Source organism: Marinomonas polaris DSM 16579 (assembly GCF_900129155.1).
Classification (GTDB): domain Bacteria; phylum Pseudomonadota; class Gammaproteobacteria; order Pseudomonadales; family Marinomonadaceae; genus Marinomonas; species Marinomonas polaris.
This window is the reverse complement of the sequence record NZ_FQVF01000027.1, coordinates 1-19,000: the sequence shown is the minus strand read 5'-3', so window position 1 is coordinate 19,000 and position 19,000 is coordinate 1. Positions and strand designations below refer to the sequence as shown.

Genomic DNA, 19,000 nt, shown 5'->3' with positions numbered 1-19,000 from the left:
GGCCACCGTTTTTCTTTGTATTGGTCCAAGATGACCTAATTTTTTGTGAATAAACTCTATGATGGATTTTCTTTTGTACCTAGTGTTGGGTGCCTGCTCTGGACTATTGGCAGGACTGTTTGGTATCGGCGGTGGACTGATTATTGTGCCTGTGCTGGTATTTAGTTTTACCTTACAAGGCATCTCGACTGAGATTTTGACGCATCTTGCAGTAGGAACATCACTCAGTGCCATTTTCTTTACCTCGATTAATTCTGTGATGGCGCACCATAAAAAAGGCGCGGTAGAGTGGCGAATGGTTATCTGGCTTGGCGCTGGGATTTTGTTTGGTAGCGCGTTGGGTGGTGTGACTGCGTCTTATATTCCAGGTGCGAATCTGCAGCAAATTATCGGTGTGTTTTCCTTGCTGATGTCATTGCAAATGGCGGTGAATTGGCACCCTAAAGGCCAAGGCTCTGGCTTAACGAAACCGCTGATGTCTGTGGCTGGCGTAGTCATTGGTTGGGTGTCGGCAATCTTTGGCATTGGTGGTGGATCTTTGATGGTGCCATTTTTATCTTGGAAGGGAATTGATATCAAAAAAGCGGTAGCGACCTCAGCGGCGTGCGGATTACCTATTGCTTTGTCAGGTACTATTTCCTTTATGGTTATCGGTTGGAGTCACTTAGATTTACCACCTAACAGTATTGGTTTTGTGTATTTACCTGCGTTAGCAGGTATCGCCTTGATGAGCATGTTTTCTGCTCGTTTTGGCGCTCAACTAGCACACCGTTTGAACCCCATAATGTTAAGACGACTATTTGCTTTGCTGCTGTTTGTTGTGGGAGTGAACTTCTTAGTTTGATGGCATCGATGAAAATTTAAGATAAAAAAACAACGCCGCGTAAAGCGGCGTTTTGATATGGTCAGATAAGCTCTTTTATTAGTTGATCTTGAAGTGCCTACGGATTCCAAACAGGGCGAGCAAGCTGATCAAACTGGTCAGCAATAGGTAATAACTTGGAGCCAATTGATCACCTGTAGCGCTGATGGTCCAGACTAATAGGAACGGGGTGAAGCTACCAAACAATGTCGTACTGATGTTGTAGCTTAGCGCCATCCCCGTAGCTCGAACACGAGTAGGGAACATTTCAGACATCAGTGCCGGCAAACCACCAAAATACATGGATTTTAATACGCTCAACCAAAATAGAACGCTGGCAAGCATGATTAATGTCGGGTGGTGAGACAATATGAAAAAGGCGGGCCAAACTGTAATGAAGAAAAGTACGCCAGCGGCGATCATTAAACGAGTGCGACCAATACGGTCGGATAAAATCCCAACAAACGGTGTTAATAACATTAGCACCGTGTAGCTGATTAGAGTGCCGCCGTAACCAATGGAGTTACTTAAGCCTAGATATTTTGTGGCATAAGTTGGCATGAAAATAATTGAATAGGTTACTGATGTAGACAGTATCATGGCGCCGATATTGAACAGGATGCCGAGTTTGTTATTCGCAAACAATTCTACTAATGGCACTTTCTCTTCTTTCGATTCGGTAAATTCCCCCGTCTCTTCAATGTGTCGACGGATATATAAACCCACAGGACCAATCAATAGACCGAAGATGAAAGGAATGCGCCAGCCCCAGCTTTCTAGCTGATCCGTGGTTAATGTGGTCGTCAGTAATAACCCAAATCCTGCCCCTAATAAACCACTTAGTCCTTGGCTTGCAAACATGAAGCTAGAGATAAAGCCTTTACGTTCTGGGTGATGTTCAACCAGCATCGCAGTGGCGCTACCAAATTCTCCGCCAGCAGAAAAACCTTGTAACAGTCGAGCTAGCAAAATCCCTAACGGCGCTAGTAAACCGATGGTTTCGTAGGTTGGCATTGCCGCAATCAGAAAGGTCCCCGCCATCATTAGCCAAATCGTTAGTAGCATTGCCGCTTTACGGCCTATTTTGTCCGCGTAGCTGCCGATAACGATCGCGCCAATCGGACGAATAAGATATGACATCGCGAAAGTGAAGAGCGCGAGCATAAGTGACAGCGTTTCATTATCAGTAGGGAAGAACAATTTTGAAATAGTACGAGCAAAGAAGGCGTAGACGATTAAGTCAAACCATTCCAATGCGTTGCCAATAGAGGAGGCAACAATGAGCTTTAGTAATTTTTTATCTGCTAGTTTTTTTGTGGAGGCTGTAGTGCTCTCCATCTTATAAGTGTCCGACATTTAATGTGGCTCCGTTGTATTTTTTATCTTGCTAGTAACTCTCCAATCGATACTAGGGAATGATGAGATTTTGCACAATTATTCATTTATTAAAACTTCTTTGCTTTTTTTAGAAAGCTCGGGGTGTCCGTTTTGGGGCGAGGATGGGGTATAGGCGTTTTTTTAAAGAGAGTTTTGGTGGATTTATGTTTTGCGCTGGTATTAGGTTCTTATAAGAAGGAAGCCAATATTTTGGCTATATAATCAAGTACGATACACATTATCGTACTTGATTGGTTTGGGGCTGTTAACGATCGGTTACATCACACGAAATGATGCCATCCTGAACTCTTACCGAAATAGCATCACCTTTTTCAACGTCCTTAACGGAACGAATCACTTGTTTATCTTTGGAGGCAATGGCGTAACCCCTAGCTAAGGTATTAAGTGGGCTGACGAGGTTCAGTTTGTCGATAATACGAGCAAAGGCGGTTTGCTTGTTGGTTAGGGTGTTGCTCAGTGCGCGAGCAAGTCGAGCGTCGATGTCTTTTAGCTTTTGTCTGTCCTGATCGATACGGCGAGTCGGGCTGTTTCTTTCAAGTCGATGCGCCAAATTCGCGGTTTGGGTTTGTTGCTCCAATACCTTGCGCTGCATGCTTTGTTGCAAACGGCGTTTTAGTTGTTCAAGTTGATTCTGTTGTTGCTCTATTCGCTCTTTTGGGTGGCGAATACGTTTGGTCATGAAGTCGAGCTGTTGTTGGCATTGTTCGAGAATGCGAGACATGCGTCGAACGAGTTGCTTCTCTTGCTGCTCGATTTGTCTAATTAATTGATTGCGATCTGGGCTTAAGAGCTCGGCAGCAGCAGTTGGTGTTGCTGCGCGAACATCGGCGATAAAGTCAGAAATGGTAAAGTCTGTTTCATGACCCACTGCAGAAACAATAGGCGTATTGGCTGCGAAAATAGCTCGCGCCAATGTTTCGTCATTGAAACTCCATAAATCCTCCAATGAACCGCCGCCACGACCAAGAATAATCGCGTCAAAGTGTCCGCTACCATCAGCTCGTTGTAGTTGTCTTAAGATGTTTTTGGCGGCATCTTGGCCTTGTACCAAAGAGGGTAGAATCGTTAGTTCGGTTAACGGAAAACGTCGACGAAAGGCAATAATCATATCTCGAACCGCAGCGCCGACCGGTGAAGTGATAATGGCGATACGTTCTGGTTTTGTTGGTAGTGGTTTTTTGTGTTCAGGTGCGAACAGGCCTTCGGCTTGTAAGTTGTTTTTTAATCGCTCAAACGCTTGTTGTAATGCGCCTTCGCCTGCGGATTCCATGCCTTCGACACTGAGTTGGCAGTCGCCTCTTGGGCCATAAAAAGTGACGCGAGCACGCAAACGAACCATATCACCATCTTTAGGTTTGAAACGTACAGCCGCGTTCTTGCCTTTAAACATGGCGCAGCGAATTTGTGCCTTGTCATCTTTAAGAGAAAAATACCAATGTCCTGAACTCGGTTTGGCTAGATTGGATATTTCTCCTTCTACAAGAATCCACGGTAAACTGGCTTCAAGTAGTTGTTGTATCTGTCTATTTAGCTGCGATACGGTAAAAGCCGTTTCTTGTGACACAGAAGTTGTAAATTTTTTCATCAATCTCTCGTGGTTTTGATTTACCGAATGCAACTATTGGAGTAGAATTACTTGCCATCTTAACACCCTTGTTGGCATTGGAAACTCCCCATTATGTTACGAATCGTGCAAGAAGCTTTAACGTTTGACGACGTATTGCTTATCCCCGGCTATTCTGAAGTTCTTCCTAAGGATGTTAGCCTCAAAACGAAAATCACTAAAGACATTGAGTTAAATATTCCGCTTACGTCTTCAGCGATGGATACCGTTACTGAACATCGCATGGCGATTGCTCTGGCTCAAGAAGGTGGCATAGGCATTGTGCACAAAAACTTGACCATTGAAGAGCAAGCTCGTGAAGTGCGTCGTGTTAAAAAATTCGAAAGCGGCATTGTTCGTGATCTTGTTACCATCAATCCAGAAGCCAGCGTTAAAGAACTAATGGATTTGACGGCCGCGAATAGCATCTCAAGTGTACCTGTTGTTAAAGGTTCTGACTTGGTTGGTATCGTAACAAGTCGAGATGTGCGCTTTGTTAAAGACTACGATAAAAAAGTCTCTGACATTATGACTCCAAAAGATCGCCTTGTTACAGCGCTTGAAGGTGCATCATCTGGTTCTATTCGCAAATTGCTACATGAAAATCGCATTGAGAAAGTGTTGATTGTGAATGAGCAATTTGAATTGCGTGGCATGGTTACTGTAACCGATTTTAATAAAGCCACGACTTACCCGAATGCATGTAAAGACGATCAAGGTCGTTTACGTGTTGGTGCCGCTGTTGGTACTGGCGCGGATACTGGCGATCGAGTGAAAGCTTTGTCTGATGCTGGTGTTGATATCATTGTTGTTGATACAGCTCACGGTCATTCTAAAGGCGTTATTGATCGCGTTCGTTGGGTAAAAGAAAACTTCCCTCATATTCAAGTTATCGGCGGTAATATCGCGACAGCGGATGCGGCGATTGCCCTTGCTGATGCAGGCGCTGATGGCGTGAAAGTAGGTATCGGCCCAGGTTCTATTTGTACAACTCGTATCGTTGCTGGTGTGGGCGTTCCACAAATCAGTGCAGTGGCAAATGTTGCTGAAGTAATGAATGCTCGTGGTATTCCCGTTATCGCTGACGGCGGTGTGCGTTTTTCTGGTGATATCAGTAAAGCTATTGCAGCTGGTGCGAGCGTTATCATGGTTGGTGGCTTGCTTGCAGGTACGGATGAAGCGCCGGGTGAAGTGGTACTTTTCCAAGGTCGTTCATTTAAAGCTTACCGTGGCATGGGCTCGCTAGGTGCGATGTCTCAATCTCAGGGGTCAAGCGATCGCTACTTCCAAGATTCAAGCAGTGTTGAAAAATTGGTTCCAGAAGGTATTGAAGGTCGTGTGCCATCAAAAGGCCCAATGGCAGCCGTTGTTCATCAGTTGATGGGTGGTGTTCGTTCTTCTATGGGCTACACTGGATCACCTGATATTGAAACTATGCGTACTAAGACTCAGTTCTCTCAGATTACGGGTGCTGGTATGCGTGAAAGTCACGTTCATGATGTGACTATTACGAAAGAAGCGCCAAATTATCACGTCGGTTAATCGCGAGATAATTTGACACTGAGATGGGGCGTACAACACGCCCCATCTTTATTTATTGCTCTTACTATTTATTGATTACTTCTACGAAAAGATTTGTCTCTTAAGTAGAGTGAAAGGAATGGCTAATAATGTCGCAAGATATCCACGCTCATAAAATTCTTATTCTTGATTTCGGTTCTCAGTATACTCAGCTGATTGCGCGTCGCGTTCGTGAAATCGGTGTTTACTGTGAAGTTCGTGCTTTTGATATGGAAAATCAAGAAGTTATCGACTTCAATCCAAAAGGTATCATCCTTGCTGGTGGTCCTGAATCCGTTCCTGAGCCAGGTTCCCCTCGTGCTCCAGAAGCAGTATTTACATTGGGCGTGCCGGTATTTGGTATTTGTTACGGCATGCAGACTATGGCAGAGCAGTTGGGCGGTAAAGTTCAAGGTTCTGAAATTCGTGAGTTTGGTTACGCACAAATTCGCAAGCATAAAGGTCCTTCGTTGTTTGACGGTATTCAAGATCATATCGCCAATAATGGTGTTGCTTTGCTTGATGTTTGGATGAGTCACGGTGATAAAGTTATTGCCATGCCAGAAGATTTCGCCTTGATGGCGTCGACTGACAGCTGCCCAATCGCGGCGATGGCGAATGAAGCGAAGAAATTTTACGGTGTGCAATTTCACCCAGAAGTAACTCATACGCTACAGGGTGGCCGTATTTTATCCCGTTTTATCGTGGATATTTGTGGTTGTGACACTTTGTGGACCCCTGCGAACATTGCGCAAGACGCTATCGAGCGTATGCAAGAGCAAGTTGGTGATCGTAAAGTATTGTTAGCCTTGTCTGGTGGTGTGGATTCGTCTGTCGTTGCTGCTTTGCTTCATAAAGCGATTGGCGATCAATTGACTTGTGTGTTCGTAGACAATGGTTTGCTTCGTTTAAACGAAGGTGATCAGGTTATGAAAATGTTCGCTGACAACATGGGTGTGAAAGTTATCCGTGTTGATGCGGAGGACTTGTTCCTTGGTAAGTTAGCTGGCGAAAACGATCCTGAGAAAAAACGTAAGATCATTGGTAATACTTTTATCGAGATCTTCGATGAAGAGTCTTCTAAATTAGATGGCATTGATTTCCTTGCTCAGGGCACGATTTACCCTGACGTAATCGAATCTGCGGCTTCAAAAACTGGCAAGGCTCATGTTATCAAGTCTCATCACAATGTTGGTGGTCTACCTGATGATATGAAAATGGAGTTGGTTGAGCCACTTCGTGAATTGTTTAAAGACGAAGTGCGTAAGTTAGGTCTAGAGCTAGGTCTTCCTTACGACATGGTTTACCGTCATCCGTTCCCAGGGCCAGGTCTTGGTGTTCGTATCTTGGGTGAAGTGAAAAAAGAATACGCAGACATTCTTCGTCGTGCGGATGCTATCTTCATTGAAGAGTTACGTCGCTCTGGTTGGTACGATAAAACAAGCCAAGCTTTCGCTGTCTTTTTGCCAGTCAAATCTGTTGGCGTAGTGGGTGATGGTCGTCGTTACGAATACGTGGTTGCGCTTCGTGCCGTTGAAACCATCGACTTCATGACAGCTCGTTGGGCTCACCTTCCTTACGAATTGCTAGAAACAGTTTCTGGTCGCATTATCAACGAAATCGAACACATCTCACGCGTGACTTACGATGTTTCCTCTAAGCCACCGGCGACGATTGAGTGGGAATAATTCAGCTAAGTACGTCTTAACTGAATAAATAGAAACACCTAAAAACCCGCTTCGTTTGAAGCGGGTTTTTTTATTGCCTGAAGGAAATAGGTAGTAATTGTCGTATTCCAAAAGGGGGCAAACGCTTGTTAAGGCGAGAAGCCAATATTTTCCTGTGAATAGGCTCGTCATACTTACTATCAAATTACTTTTCTAGTCATTCCCGCGAAGTCGGGAATCCAAGTCGCAAAAATACAACGGCTTCCGTTATTATCAAAAACTAAAGAGTTTTTTATGACACTTTAGCAGTCAAAAAGGCTGGATAAACCAAAGTGGTGGCTTTGATTGTATTGAATGAAAGCTTACTGGATTCGATCAGTAAGCTTTCTCGTGTTATCAATAAGGTCGTTATGTTTTTTGTATCATGACCTTCTCGAATTTGAAAAACTCTTCTTCACTCGAGTCACTGGTATCATGGGGATCGGTGCTACGGGCTTTTTCATTCTTTTCTAAGTGGTTCTTGTTGAAGAATTCTACAATCTGAAAACCACACTTATTGACATAGAAGTGAATGTTTCGTTTCTCGAAATAGGGTGTAACGGTGCTCCATACCTTAGTGTCAGGATAGGTCGCTTCAATGGTTTTCCAAGTCGCTAGGCCGAAGCCTTTGCCATGGTGTTTGGGATAGATAAAGAATAGATCCAAGCTGTTGTGCTGGGTATCTTCATTAATCTTCAGCACTACGCCTCCTATCTTTTCTTGTCCGTAAAAAATGTGTCGTATTACCGCACCTTGGGCGTTAAAAGATTCGTTTATATCGTCGTCAGAGGGAATGGGTTCACTGCCAAACTGACTAAATTGATCGACCAAAGCAGCAGTAAAGGTTTCTTGTAGCTCGGTTTTAAAGGTGCTGAGCTCATCTCGACTTACGGGTAATAAATGTATTTTTGTCTTATTCATAGTTCCAATCTACCGCCTAAGGCTTTGTATAAGAAAACAGCATTATTCAATTCTTGCTGTTTAAGGTCTAGTAAGGTTTGTTTGGCTACATACAGTTGTCGCTGGGCATCCAACAATTCCAAGCGTCTTTCTATGCCCGCTTGATAACGTAGGTTGGATAGTCTGGCTCTGCGTTCAGCGGCGGAGACGACTTTCTTTTGTGCCGTCGTTTGTAGTTGATACGTTTCGCTACCAACCAGTCCGTCGGCCACTTCTTTAAACGCTGTCTGAATGGCTTTTTCATATTCGGCAATCGTTGTTGATTTGCGCACCTTCGCTAGGGCCAACTCGGCGTCGAGCTTACCACCTTGAAACAGGGGGAGGTTAATTTGCGGTGCAAATGACCAAGTGGCATTATCCGAGCCAACTAAGCTTTTCATATCTTGGCTGGCATAGCCGATGGAGCTGGTCAGTGAGATACGCGGGAAATAGGCGGCTCGTGCTACACCAATGTCTTCGTTTGCGGCAATCAAGTTCTGCTCTGCTTGCAAAATGTCGGGACGATGTAACAGCAAGTCGGAGGGCAGACCCGGTGACAACGAGGTGGCTACCGCTTGATCAGAGAATAAGTCTGATGCCGGTAGGTTGGTGGGAATGTCAGCGCCGACTAGTAGTCGCAGTAAGTTCTTTGCCTGGGATAAGCTCCTTTGATTGGCGATGAGAGTCGCTTCGGCGCTTGCTACCTGCCCCTCCGCTTGCGCCACATCCAGCTCGCTGCCTTGATTCGCTTTGCGTAATTGCAAGGTTATCTTGAGTGATTGCTGCCAATCCGTAAGTGTGTTTTCTGCCAATGTTAGTTGCTCATAGGCGATTTGCTCCGCGAAGTAGGCTTCACTGATGGCGCTGATCAACGCCATTTGTGCAGCTTGATGCCCATAGTCACTTGCTAAGTAACGGGCAAAAGCCGCCTTTGACATGGAACGAGCGCGTCCGAACAAATCGATTTCGAAGGCGCTGATACCAAGGCTGAGACCACTCTGTTTTTGTATTTGGGATGTATTTTCACCGCCGTCCGTGGTGACTGAACGCTGTTTGGTGCTATCCAATGTAACGCCAATATTGGGCAACCGTTCTGCTCGTGCTATGCCGTATTGGGCTTTGACAGCGTCCACATTTAACGTGGCAATACGTAAATCTCGGTTGTTGGCTAATGCCAATTCGATAAGCGCTTGTAAGCGCTTATCACGGAACATGTTACGCCATCCTAGGTCGGAAATAGTGTAGGATGAAGGTGTGCCAACACTATTTTGGTTGGCAAAGTTTTCTGGTATCGGCGCGGCTGGCTTGGTTAACTCTGGGGTTAAAGAGCATCCCGCCAGCAATACCGTCATAACAATAACAAGAGAACGCATAGTATTAACCTTTAAAGTCTGTTGGTGGTGTCTTATTAGAGTTTGTCCAAGATGCCAATCGCTCTTGAATGCTCATTACGAATACGAAGAAAGCGGGCACAAAATAAATAGCGAGCAGAGTCGCGCTAATCATGCCTCCAAATACACCTGTACCGATAGCGCGTTGCGTTTCTGCACTGGCACCGCTGGCAAGCATCAAAGGCAAAACTCCTAGAGTAAAGGCAAGGGAAGTCATTAAGATGGGCCGCAGACGTAACTTAGCCGCTTTAATCGCAGATTCTGCCAAGCTGAAACCTTGCTCGCGTAATTGCTTGGCGTATTCCACGATTAGGATCGCATTTTTTGCAGACAGACCAATGACGGTGATCATGCCCACTTTGAAGAACACATCGTTAGGCATATCTCGTAAAACAACCGCCAGCACAGCACCCAGCAAGCCTAATGGCACGACGAGCATGACGGATAAAGGAATCGACCAGCTCTCGTACAGTGCCGCTAACACTAAGAACACCACCAACATAGATAGCGCCATCAACATGGGAGCTTGTTGGGCGGATTGACGTTCTTGCAATGCTTGTCCTGTCCACGCAATGGCATAGCCTTGTGGTAATTGCTTAGCCAGTTGCTCTATCTCTGCCATGGCTTGACCGCTTGATACGCCAGCCGCAGCACTACCTGCAATGCGGATGGCTGGATAGCCTTGAAAACGAAGCAATTGTGGGATGGACTCTGACCAAGACGGTGTCACCAGCTCCGATAGTGGCACCATGCCACCACTACTGTTGCGTACGTGTAGACTCAGAATGTCATCAATTTGCATTCTCGCTGAGGGCTCAGTTTGCATAATGACTTGTTGCATTTTACCTTGATTTGGAAAGTCATTAATGTAGGTCGAGCCTGCTGCTGAAGACAAGGTTTCACTAATATTGGTAAACGACACGCCTAATACCTCGGCTTTCTGACGATCAATCTCCAAGTGAATGCTGGTTCCGGCAGGTAAGCCATCGGTATAAAAGTCCTTTAACAATGTGCTCTTTTGAGCAAGATCTATCATTTGAGACTCAGTATTTTTTAACTGCTCGTAACCTTGGTTCGCGCGGTCTTGTAAGAAAAAGCTTATGTCAGAGTTGGTGCCTAATTCTTCAATAGACGGCGGCAACATCTGCATGACAGAGCCTTCTTTAACATCAGCCATGGCTGCTTCTGCAAGTTGTAGCTCATTCTGTGTTGAGGTGCCGGAGCGGTGATCCCAGTCTTTTAACATGGTAAAACTTTGTGCGGCATTTGTTCCTGAGCCGGAAAAACCAAATCCAATGACGGTCATTGTTGATTCAATTGCAGGGCGACTGAGTACATGCTCTTCAAACTTTTCTACCACGGCTAATGTGCGCTCTGTGGTGGCGTCGGCCGGAAGTTGGATACTGGTCATAAAGTAGCCTTGGTCTTCTTCTGGTAAGAAGGAAGACGGTAGCTGTCGGTAGATAAGAATCAAAATGGCGCACAAGACCACAAAGATCAGCATCATGAAGCCTTTACGACTCACAAAGGCACCAACTTGTGTTTCATAGCGGTTATTCATACGACTAAAACTGCGGTTAAACCACTGGGCAAAACGTGTCTGCTGATGATGGCCTTTGACTGGTTTGAGTAAAGTGGCGCACAAAGCTGGCGTAAGTGTCAGAGCCAAAAAGGCGGAGAACAGAATAGATACGGCCATAGATAAACTAAACTGTTTATAGATGGCGCCCACCGAGTCACTAGCAAACGCCATGGGGATGAATACTGCGGTGAGCACCAGTGTGATGCCAATAATGGCTCCCGTGATTTCTTTCATGGCTTTGATGGTCGCTTCTTTCGGCGATAAGCCTTCCTCGGCCATTATGCGTTCCACATTTTCTACTACCACAATGGCATCGTCGACAATGATGCCGATGGCTAACACCATACCAAACATGGTTAACACGTTGATAGAGAAGCCTGTTAACAGCATGACGGTGAAAGTGCCCAGCAAAGCGATGGGAGCCACAATGGCGGGAATTAAGGTATAGCGAATACTCTGCAAAAACAGATACATAACCAAAAAGACTAACACCATGGCTTCGAGGAGCGTGGTGATCACCTTGTTGATGGAAACCTTAACGAAAGGCGCTGTGTTAAATGGGGTCGAATAGGACATGCCCGCTGGTAAGGTTTGACTTAGCTCCGCCAAACGCTTCTCTACCGCTTCGGCCGTTTTGACCGCATTTGCTCCCGGTGTGAGTTGGATGGCCGCCGCGGTTGCTGTTTTGCCATTTTCTCGATTCAAAAAACCGTAGGACTGAGAACCTATCTCGACCTTGGCAACATCGCTGAGCAAGACTTTTGAGCCGTTACTGTTAGCGCGCAGAATGATATTGGCAAAATCTTGCACGCTGGTTAACTGGCCTTGTGCTGTTAGGGGGAGCGTGACTCGTTGGCCCTCTACTGTTGGTGCTGTACCTATGCTTCCAGGGGTGATCTGTGTATTTTGTTCAGTCACCGCTTGGCTAATGTCATTCATTGTCAAACCCAGTGAATAGAGCTTGTTTGGGTCTACCCAAATGCGCAGCGCTTTTTCTGCTCCAAAAGACTGGACGCGTCCGACACCCTCTATAAGACGTAATTCTTTTACCAGATTACGAGCTAAGTAGTCGTTTAGGGCAATTTCATCATAGCGATTGTCGTCGGATTTTAATCCCACAATCATAAGAAAGTTGGAGGTAGCCGACTCTATGGTTAAGCCATCTTGGCGTACGGCCCTTGGTAGGCGAGACTCCACCGCTTTCATTTGGTTTTGTACGTCAATTTGTGCTAAATCAGGGTTTGTTCCTGGCTTAAATGTGACCGTGATTGAGGCCGAGCCAGAGCTGTCGGCAGAGGACTCGAAATACAGCAAGTTTTTGACGCTGGAGAGCTCTCCTTCCAGCAGACTTAGCACTCCATCATTCATTGCCTGTGGGCTGGCACCTGGATAGGTTGCCATAATGTTCACGGTAGGCGGTGCAATAGAAGGGTAGCGGGATATTGGCAACTTTGGAATCGCAATACAGCCAAACAAAATAATGAAAAGCGCAATAACCCAAGCAAACACTGGACGCTGTATAAAAAATTGGGACATAAATTTCAGACTCTCTAATAATCTTAATCAGTGGGTCACAGGTGCGGAAGGAGCGTCGAACTCTTTCCATGGGTGTTGATTGACGAGCATACCGTCCTGAAGCCTATCCATTCCTTCGATGACGATGATATCTCCGACTTCTATTCCATCTTGTATGTGATATTGCCCCTGGATGAGTTCCCCCAGTGCTATCGGCTGAAAGTGAGCAAAGTTTTTCTCATCAATACGCCAAACATGAGGTACACCCGACAGATGCATAACGGCTTGCTGTGGAACCATCAGTGCATTTTGGTAACTTGAATGGAGAACTTTTGCTCTGATAAACATGCCTGGTAACAGTAGGCGTTGAGGGTTATCAACCAGTACGCGTAGCAAAACATCGCCTGTGCTCACGTCGATATTAATGCCGGAGAATAAAGCCTGACCTTTGATAGGATAGGGTTGGCCGTTACTGTGCAAAATTTCGATTGTTGCGCCTGATGCATTCGATTCACCCGCCGAATTTGCCGCTAAGGCTTCACGTGTTGCTTGAAACGAGGTAGCGGGGCGACGAATATCCACAAACACTTGATCAATCTGCTGGATACGCGCCATGGGGCTTGTATCTGTGCTACTGACTAATGTCCCTTCACTTACTAAAGCTTGCTCAATGCGACCTGATATGGGGGCTGTCACGTTGGCAAAGGTCACATCAAGCTGACGACGTGCCAGAGTTGCTTTTGCAACAGCAATATCGGCTCCCGCTTGGTCACGGAGTAACACGGCATCGTCATAATCCTGACGACTGATAGCATCGGCGGCTAGCAGTGGTTTGAGGCGCGTGACTTTGTCGTCAGCCAATTTGAACGTAACCTGTGCTCTCAATAAGTTGGCTTTGGCCGTGTCGGCTTCTGCCACAAAAGGGGCTGGATCAATCTGAAATAGTGATTGGCCTGCTTTTACTTCTGCCCCTTGTTTGAATAGCCTTTGTTGTATGATTCCCGTTACTTGTGGGCGAATGTCAGCTGTACGGACGGCCATGACTCGGCCAGGAAGTGTTTCATATATCTCAAGAGGCGTAGGCTCTACTTTAATCGTTGACACTAAGGGAGTGGGTATTGTTAATTCGATCTCATCCTTGTCTTCTTGATTCGACTGATGACAACCGACCAACAAGCTAATTATCAAGATATGTAAGCCACTACATACACATGTATTTATCTTTTTCACTGCGTTATCCTTTGGGGAAATGAACGTAAAAGCGTTTAAGTAATTCAATTGTTCGTGAGTTTACTATTTGTGTGTGGAGGTTCTGCTGAGTGAATGTGGAGGTTTGATGGAGGGGCATTTGTTTTCTGAAAATCACAAGGTTATGTCTAAGTCTGATCAAGAAGGCCCAGATCATCGTCAAGCATTGGTTCTGATCGTGGAGGATGAGTTGGAAATTGTTGATATTTTATCGGCTTATCTGACGCGTAATAACATGCGTGTCCTTCATGCTGGTGATGGACAACAGGCGCTTGAACTTCATGCTTCTATTCAGCCGGATCTGATTTTGCTGGATATCCAGATGCCGAAAAAGGATGGTTGGGAAGTGTTGTCTCAGTTACGACAAAATAGTAACACCCCCGTCATTATGCTTACGGCGATGGATCAAGATTTGGATAAACTGATGGCACTTCGAATTGGCGCAGACGATTATGTCGTGAAGCCCTTTAATCCGGCGGAAGTGGTGGCGAGAGTGCAAGCTGTTTTACGACGTACTTTAGAGGTTAACTCCTCTGCAAAGAGTAAGACATTGCGTGCAGATCCTTTTGAAGTGGATTTGGAAAGCCATGACATAACCGTTTATGTTAGCGGCGAAGCGCATTCACTTGCGTTGACATTAACCGAATTTAGGCTCTTAACTCATTTCATTCGTTCACCGAAACGCGTGTTTACCCGAGAGGAGCTATTGGTCTCTTGTTTACCAGAGGGGGATGCTCTAGAGCGAACAGTGGATAGTCACATTAGTAAAATTCGTAAAAAACTCGATGCTTTTGGGGTTCATGGTGTGCCCGCTGGAGTTCGTGGTGTTGGTTACCGCTTGAAAGGTGACTCATGAAATTAAGTGGTTTGAGTCGTCAAATTGCTTTTTCAATGATAAAAATAGCCATTGGATCCGCTTTATTGGTCACCATAGGGTCGTTTGTTTTTTATTATCTATGGGAAGCGTACTGGCCTAACGTGCTGCCGAATGAGGAAAACCTTGCCCCAACAGGACCAGAGTGGTTGTGGATTTTATTAACCTTAGTAATAGTTATTTTATTGGCAATCAATGTCGCCATTCGGTTATCCCAGCGCATATTGGAGCCTTTAAATTTGGTTGCCGAAGGGATCCGAAGAATTGCCGAAGGGGATCTCAATTATCGCGCCCATGTCGGGGATCGATCTCTTGGTGAAGCCGCTTTATTGGTTGATGACCTAAATTTGTTGGCAGAAAAGCTGCAGCGTATGACCGAAGAGCACACTTTTTGGAATGCGGCCATTGCCCATGAATTAAGAACCCCTGTGACCATTTTACGAGGACGACTACAAGGCTTGGCAGAAGGGGTGTTTACGCCAGATGAAGCCCAATTTGTTAGACTTTTGGTTCAAGTGGAAGGGTTGTCGCGTTTAATTGAAGATCTTCGTGTTATTAGCTTAATGAACAGTGGTGAGTTAAAAGTTAACTTAGAAGAAACCCAGTTATCGGACGAAATCAAGCTGCTTACCGATTTATCCGCTAATATGCTTAAAGAGGCAGGTCAGCATGTGGTGCTAAATTTAACGAGATTGCCTGTAATTTGTGACCCTACTCGAATTCGTCAGGCTTTGTTAGCGATATTGGAAAATGCCAGTAAGTATGCTCTTCCGGGGGAAATAATCATCACGTCTGCACTTAAAGATGAGGATTGTTACTTGTCTGTGGCAGATTCTGGGCCGGGTATTCCGTTGGAGTTGCTACCACATGCATTCACGGCTTTTCGCAGAGCCAAAGACAATACTAAAAACGGTAGCGGGTTAGGTCTCGCTGTGGTCGCGGCCATAGCAAAAGCGCATGGCGGAAATGTTAACTGCTACCTAAATGAAAAGGGTGGGACGGTAATCGAGCTATGCTGGCCATCTTAAACAGAAATTATTGCCTTTGGTGACACAGTGTCATTGGATTTATAGCCACCACTGTTAATGGTTTGCGCTGTTACTTTTTATCTGAACTGGGTGAGCGATAGATAAAGGTCAATGACGGACACAACATGACGAGTAAATAAAGGGTCCGATAGTAAGGTGCGTAGTCGTCCTAGAACTCGGCTCATGGCGGATTAACTGAGGTTTAAGCGAGCAGCAGCTTTGCTTTACGCTGCGCTCCTCAACGAGGATTTGTAACGCCACTAACAGGTTTAAATCCCGACGATAGCTTTCTTCTAATATCATACCTAGCCTGAAACAATGGAATAAAATTGACAGTGTAACCAATAACTCTTGGAAAACACGCTTTAACAAGGGTGAATTATATTCCTTCAAAGCGTTAAGGCTTGGCCTTTCCTAGACGTAATTTTGCTTATTATCCCCTCGGTCTAAGCTGTTCTATCAAAATTAAAGAAAATATCCTGCAAATAAGGTAAGACCGAAGCCTATTAGAATCGCGCCGGCCACTCTTTCAACTATGTGTATGTAGGCTTTTAAATAGGTTTGAACTTGGGGGCGACCGATGGCGGCTGCAATAAATAAGTCCCAAAACAGCACAGCAAGGAACATCCATACGCCGCAAGAGATTTGTTGAATCAATGTCACTTCACTGCCAAGGATGACTGTCATTAAGCTCATATAAAATAAAGCGTTTTTAGGATTGAGTAGAGCAGAGTTTAATCCGAGGCTGAGTTGGTGCATGGCGGAGGGTGGAGTCTCTTGACCGGTTTCCTGTAGCGCGTTGTTTTTTCTGCTGCGGAGGAGTTTTTGCCCAACCCATAAAAGGTAAATGGCACCAGCGGCTTGGATCAATGCAAAAGCCATTTGACTGTCTCGAAGGTTTGCCCATCCCAGTATGACGAGTGCGATATAAATCGCATTACCTAGGGCGACGCCAAGACAGATAAACCGACTTCCTTGTAATCGGTGGCGAATAGAGTGGGCAATGATTAGGAAAAAGTCCTGCCCTGGGCTTAATAACGCGACGAAGTGAGCCAGTGCTAATGCAGGAAAAGCTGCAGGAAGAAGGGTTGCGAGTGACATAACAGGTTACCTATAGATTATTTTTCCCAACTATAGGCTTTGGGTGTCAGGGAATATTGTCGAAAATTGACGTTCCCTGTTGATATTGGCGAGGCGTTGAAGCGGTATAATTCACAAAAGTACGATGTAGTTGGCTCTGATCTGAAAAACCAACTTCCGCGGAGACATCCACTATGCTCATTCCTTGTCTTAATAAAATCTTAGCTTGTTCGATACGGTTATTATTAAGAAAGGATTTTGGCGTGATGCCGTAATGCTTTTTAAAACAGCGGATTAATGTTTCCGCAGGTTTGCCAAGCTCTTTCGCTATGACATCAAGGGACGGAGCCTGTGTTATATCTTGTAAGAGTCGAGTTTTTAGCTCACTGGCTAAATGGCTTTCGTCCTTATGTTCCAGAATAGGAGAGCAATAGCGGCTGACTAGGTTAAACACCTGCCTTTCTAGGCGGCTTGCTGTTTCCTCGTTGTCTTGATTTAACACAGTATGGATTAGCTCCGACAATTTTATCTCATTGTCTAGGGCTGGTAGTAAATTGTGCTGGCTGTCGTATTTTTTGATCTCGTAACCATAGAGTTTCGACAAAAAGTGGCAGCACCATGTGTTGTCGATATAGAGCATGTGGTAACTGCGTGGTTGACCTTGCAAGGGGTTACAGGAGTGAACGACGTTGGGTTCAATAAGAACAATGTCCGCTTTTTCAAGCATCATCTCATTGTTTAGTAGGGTTAACTGTGTTGTACCTGACTCAATGATGCCAATGGATAGTTCGGAGTGACAGTGTGCTTTATAGCTTTGCGTGCTGTTTTGAGTTGTGCGTATTGTGAGGAATGGAATACCCTTGCTACTCCAAAAATGCTGATTAATATTACGAACCGTATCCCTCACAAAGCAAAACTCCAAACCAAGGATCTTATGATCCTATTGCACCAATTGGTTTTGCGCAACCGCCTAGGGCACTCTTAACGTTGGTGTCTGTTTAAGGTCTATGAAAATGCCTTTCCTTACATGAGAGTGGTTGTTTTAGATTGTGATGGTTTTCATAAAGAATTCTGGAGTCCTTCTGTGAAATTTCCAACGCCCTTAGTAGAAGGGAAATTGATTAAACGCTATAAGCGTTTTTTGTCTGACATCGAATTGCCGAATGGTGAGGTCGTTGTTGCTCATTGTCCAAATACAGGATCAATGAAACGCTGCCAACAAGATGATGCTCGTGTGTGGCTTTCGAGGAGTGATAACCCGAAACGTAAGCTTGCTTATACATGGGAGTTAGTTGAGGTTGATAATAAGTATTTGGCTTGTATCAATACTGGCTATCCGAACAAATTAGTTGGCGAAGCAATTGCCAATGGCGTAGTAAAAGAACTTTCGGGTTACGCCGAACAAAAAGCCGAAGTGAAGTATGGCGAGAAAAGCCGTATTGATTGGTTGCTTACTGGTGGTGATGGTCGTAAGTGCTATGTTGAAGTGAAGAGCGTTACCTTATTAGAGGAAGATGGATTGGGTTATTTTCCTGATGCGGTGACTGATCGTGGACGTAAGCATTTATATGAGTTGGCGAAGATGGTCAAAGAAGGTCATCGTGCAGTAATGTTCTTCTGTGTGAGTCATACAGGAATTGATTCTGTTACCCCGGCGGCGCATATCGATAAAAAGTATGCGCAGGCTTTTATAGAAGTTGTCGCAAAAGGTGTTGAGGTAATTGCTTATCAGGTTGCAATTAACTCTCAGGAGATGAAAGTGATGCGCTCGGTGCCTGTGGTGATGCCTGAATTGATAGATTAATAGCGCTTAAATTTTCATTGTTTGGTTGCTTTATAACCAAAAAGAGCGTTTCTTGACGGTTTTATGAACGAATACGTATATATTTAAAATAAATTGAAAGAAAATGTCGAAAAGGGTTGCACAAAATCTGTAGATCCTTAATATACGCCCTCGCTGACACGGACAAGGCTTCAGAGCAACGAAGACCAAGTTCAACTTTACTAGATTAAGATCTGGTTGAGTATTCAAGTCAGCCCGCTCTTTAAAATAGATAATCAGATAATTTGTGTGGGCGCTCGCTGGAGGCTTCAGAAGATCATCGCAGACCGGTTTTACCGAGATGTAGTTGATCAAAAAAATTGAAGTCTTGCGAAACGTCTAACACGTCAATTCGCTTTATGTTGGCTTGTTGTTCTTCGGGATGATGAGTC

14 protein-coding genes are annotated in these 19,000 nt (G+C 45.0%); 6 read left to right on the top strand and 8 right to left on the bottom strand.

Features of this window, described 5'->3' with window-relative positions; translation table 11 throughout:
• Nucleotides 1–58 precede the first annotated feature (58 nt).
• Nucleotides 59–844, top strand: a complete 786-nt coding sequence (locus BUA59_RS21545) for a sulfite exporter TauE/SafE family protein (protein ID WP_342742514.1) — start codon at nucleotides 59–61, stop codon at nucleotides 842–844.
• A 78-nt stretch (nucleotides 845–922) separates the two neighbouring features.
• Here BUA59_RS21545 and BUA59_RS21540 read toward each other — a convergent pair whose 3' ends face one another.
• On the bottom strand, nucleotides 923–2,218 hold the full coding sequence (locus BUA59_RS21540) for an MFS transporter (RefSeq protein ID WP_217653766.1): 1,296 nt from the start codon (nucleotides 2,216–2,218) through the stop codon (nucleotides 923–925).
• A gap of 286 nt (nucleotides 2,219–2,504) precedes the next feature.
• Nucleotides 2,505–3,845: an exodeoxyribonuclease VII large subunit gene (gene xseA / locus BUA59_RS21535; protein ID WP_072841993.1), complete on the bottom strand. Its 1,341-nt coding sequence runs from the start codon at nucleotides 3,843–3,845 to the stop codon at nucleotides 2,505–2,507.
• Between the two features lie 93 nt (nucleotides 3,846–3,938).
• Here xseA and guaB point away from each other — a divergent pair, with 93 nt between their 5' ends.
• Together guaB and guaA are read left to right on the top strand one after the other, a co-directional pair.
• Nucleotides 3,939–5,405 (top strand): IMP dehydrogenase, encoded by a 1,467-nt coding sequence (gene guaB, locus BUA59_RS21530; RefSeq protein ID WP_072841991.1) that lies wholly within the window; start codon nucleotides 3,939–3,941, stop codon nucleotides 5,403–5,405.
• Nucleotides 5,406–5,533: 128 nt separating this feature from the next.
• A complete protein-coding gene (gene guaA / locus BUA59_RS21525; protein ID WP_072841989.1) occupies nucleotides 5,534–7,111 on the top strand; it encodes a glutamine-hydrolyzing GMP synthase in 1,578 nt (525 codons plus the stop codon).
• A gap of 387 nt (nucleotides 7,112–7,498) precedes the next feature.
• Here guaA and BUA59_RS21520 read toward each other — a convergent pair whose 3' ends face one another.
• The 4 genes from BUA59_RS21520 to BUA59_RS21505 are packed head-to-tail and all read right to left on the bottom strand — an operon-like array spanning nucleotide 7,499 to nucleotide 13,786.
• Entirely contained in the window at nucleotides 7,499–8,050 is a 552-nt protein-coding gene (locus BUA59_RS21520) for a GNAT family N-acetyltransferase (RefSeq protein ID WP_084122631.1), read from the bottom strand.
• Complete coding sequence (locus tag BUA59_RS21515) at nucleotides 8,047–9,441, bottom strand: efflux transporter outer membrane subunit (protein ID WP_072841985.1); 1,395 nt, start codon at nucleotides 9,439–9,441, stop codon at nucleotides 8,047–8,049. The genes BUA59_RS21520 and BUA59_RS21515 overlap by 4 nt, the downstream gene beginning before the upstream one ends.
• 4 nt (nucleotides 9,442–9,445) lie before the next feature.
• Nucleotides 9,446–12,577: an efflux RND transporter permease subunit gene (locus BUA59_RS21510; protein WP_072841984.1), complete on the bottom strand. Its 3,132-nt coding sequence runs from the start codon at nucleotides 12,575–12,577 to the stop codon at nucleotides 9,446–9,448.
• Between the two features lie 27 nt (nucleotides 12,578–12,604).
• The gene (locus tag BUA59_RS21505) at nucleotides 12,605–13,786 is read right to left on the bottom strand and encodes an efflux RND transporter periplasmic adaptor subunit (protein ID WP_072841982.1); all 1,182 of its coding nucleotides are present in this window, start codon (nucleotides 13,784–13,786) and stop codon (nucleotides 12,605–12,607) included.
• Nucleotides 13,787–13,904: 118 nt separating this feature from the next.
• Here BUA59_RS21505 and BUA59_RS21500 point away from each other — a divergent pair, with 118 nt between their 5' ends.
• Complete coding sequence (locus BUA59_RS21500) at nucleotides 13,905–14,660, top strand: response regulator (RefSeq protein ID WP_232728931.1); 756 nt, start codon at nucleotides 13,905–13,907, stop codon at nucleotides 14,658–14,660.
• Nucleotides 14,657–15,706, top strand: coding sequence for an ATP-binding protein (locus BUA59_RS21495; RefSeq protein ID WP_072841980.1), 1,050 nt, complete (start codon nucleotides 14,657–14,659; stop codon nucleotides 15,704–15,706). The genes BUA59_RS21500 and BUA59_RS21495 overlap by 4 nt, the downstream gene beginning before the upstream one ends.
• Before the next feature lie 465 nt (nucleotides 15,707–16,171).
• Here BUA59_RS21495 and BUA59_RS21485 read toward each other — a convergent pair whose 3' ends face one another.
• On the bottom strand, nucleotides 16,172–16,807 hold the full coding sequence (locus BUA59_RS21485; protein WP_072841978.1) for a LysE family translocator: 636 nt from the start codon (nucleotides 16,805–16,807) through the stop codon (nucleotides 16,172–16,174).
• Between the two features lie 46 nt (nucleotides 16,808–16,853).
• Nucleotides 16,854–17,693: an AraC family transcriptional regulator gene (locus BUA59_RS21480; RefSeq protein ID WP_198515431.1), complete on the bottom strand. Its 840-nt coding sequence runs from the start codon at nucleotides 17,691–17,693 to the stop codon at nucleotides 16,854–16,856.
• Nucleotides 17,694–17,813: 120 nt separating this feature from the next.
• On the opposite strand from BUA59_RS21480, the gene sfsA reads away from it, so the two are divergent.
• Complete coding sequence (gene sfsA / locus BUA59_RS21475) at nucleotides 17,814–18,590, top strand: DNA/RNA nuclease SfsA (protein WP_217653765.1); 777 nt, start codon at nucleotides 17,814–17,816, stop codon at nucleotides 18,588–18,590.
• Nucleotides 18,591–19,000: the final 410 nt, after the last annotated feature.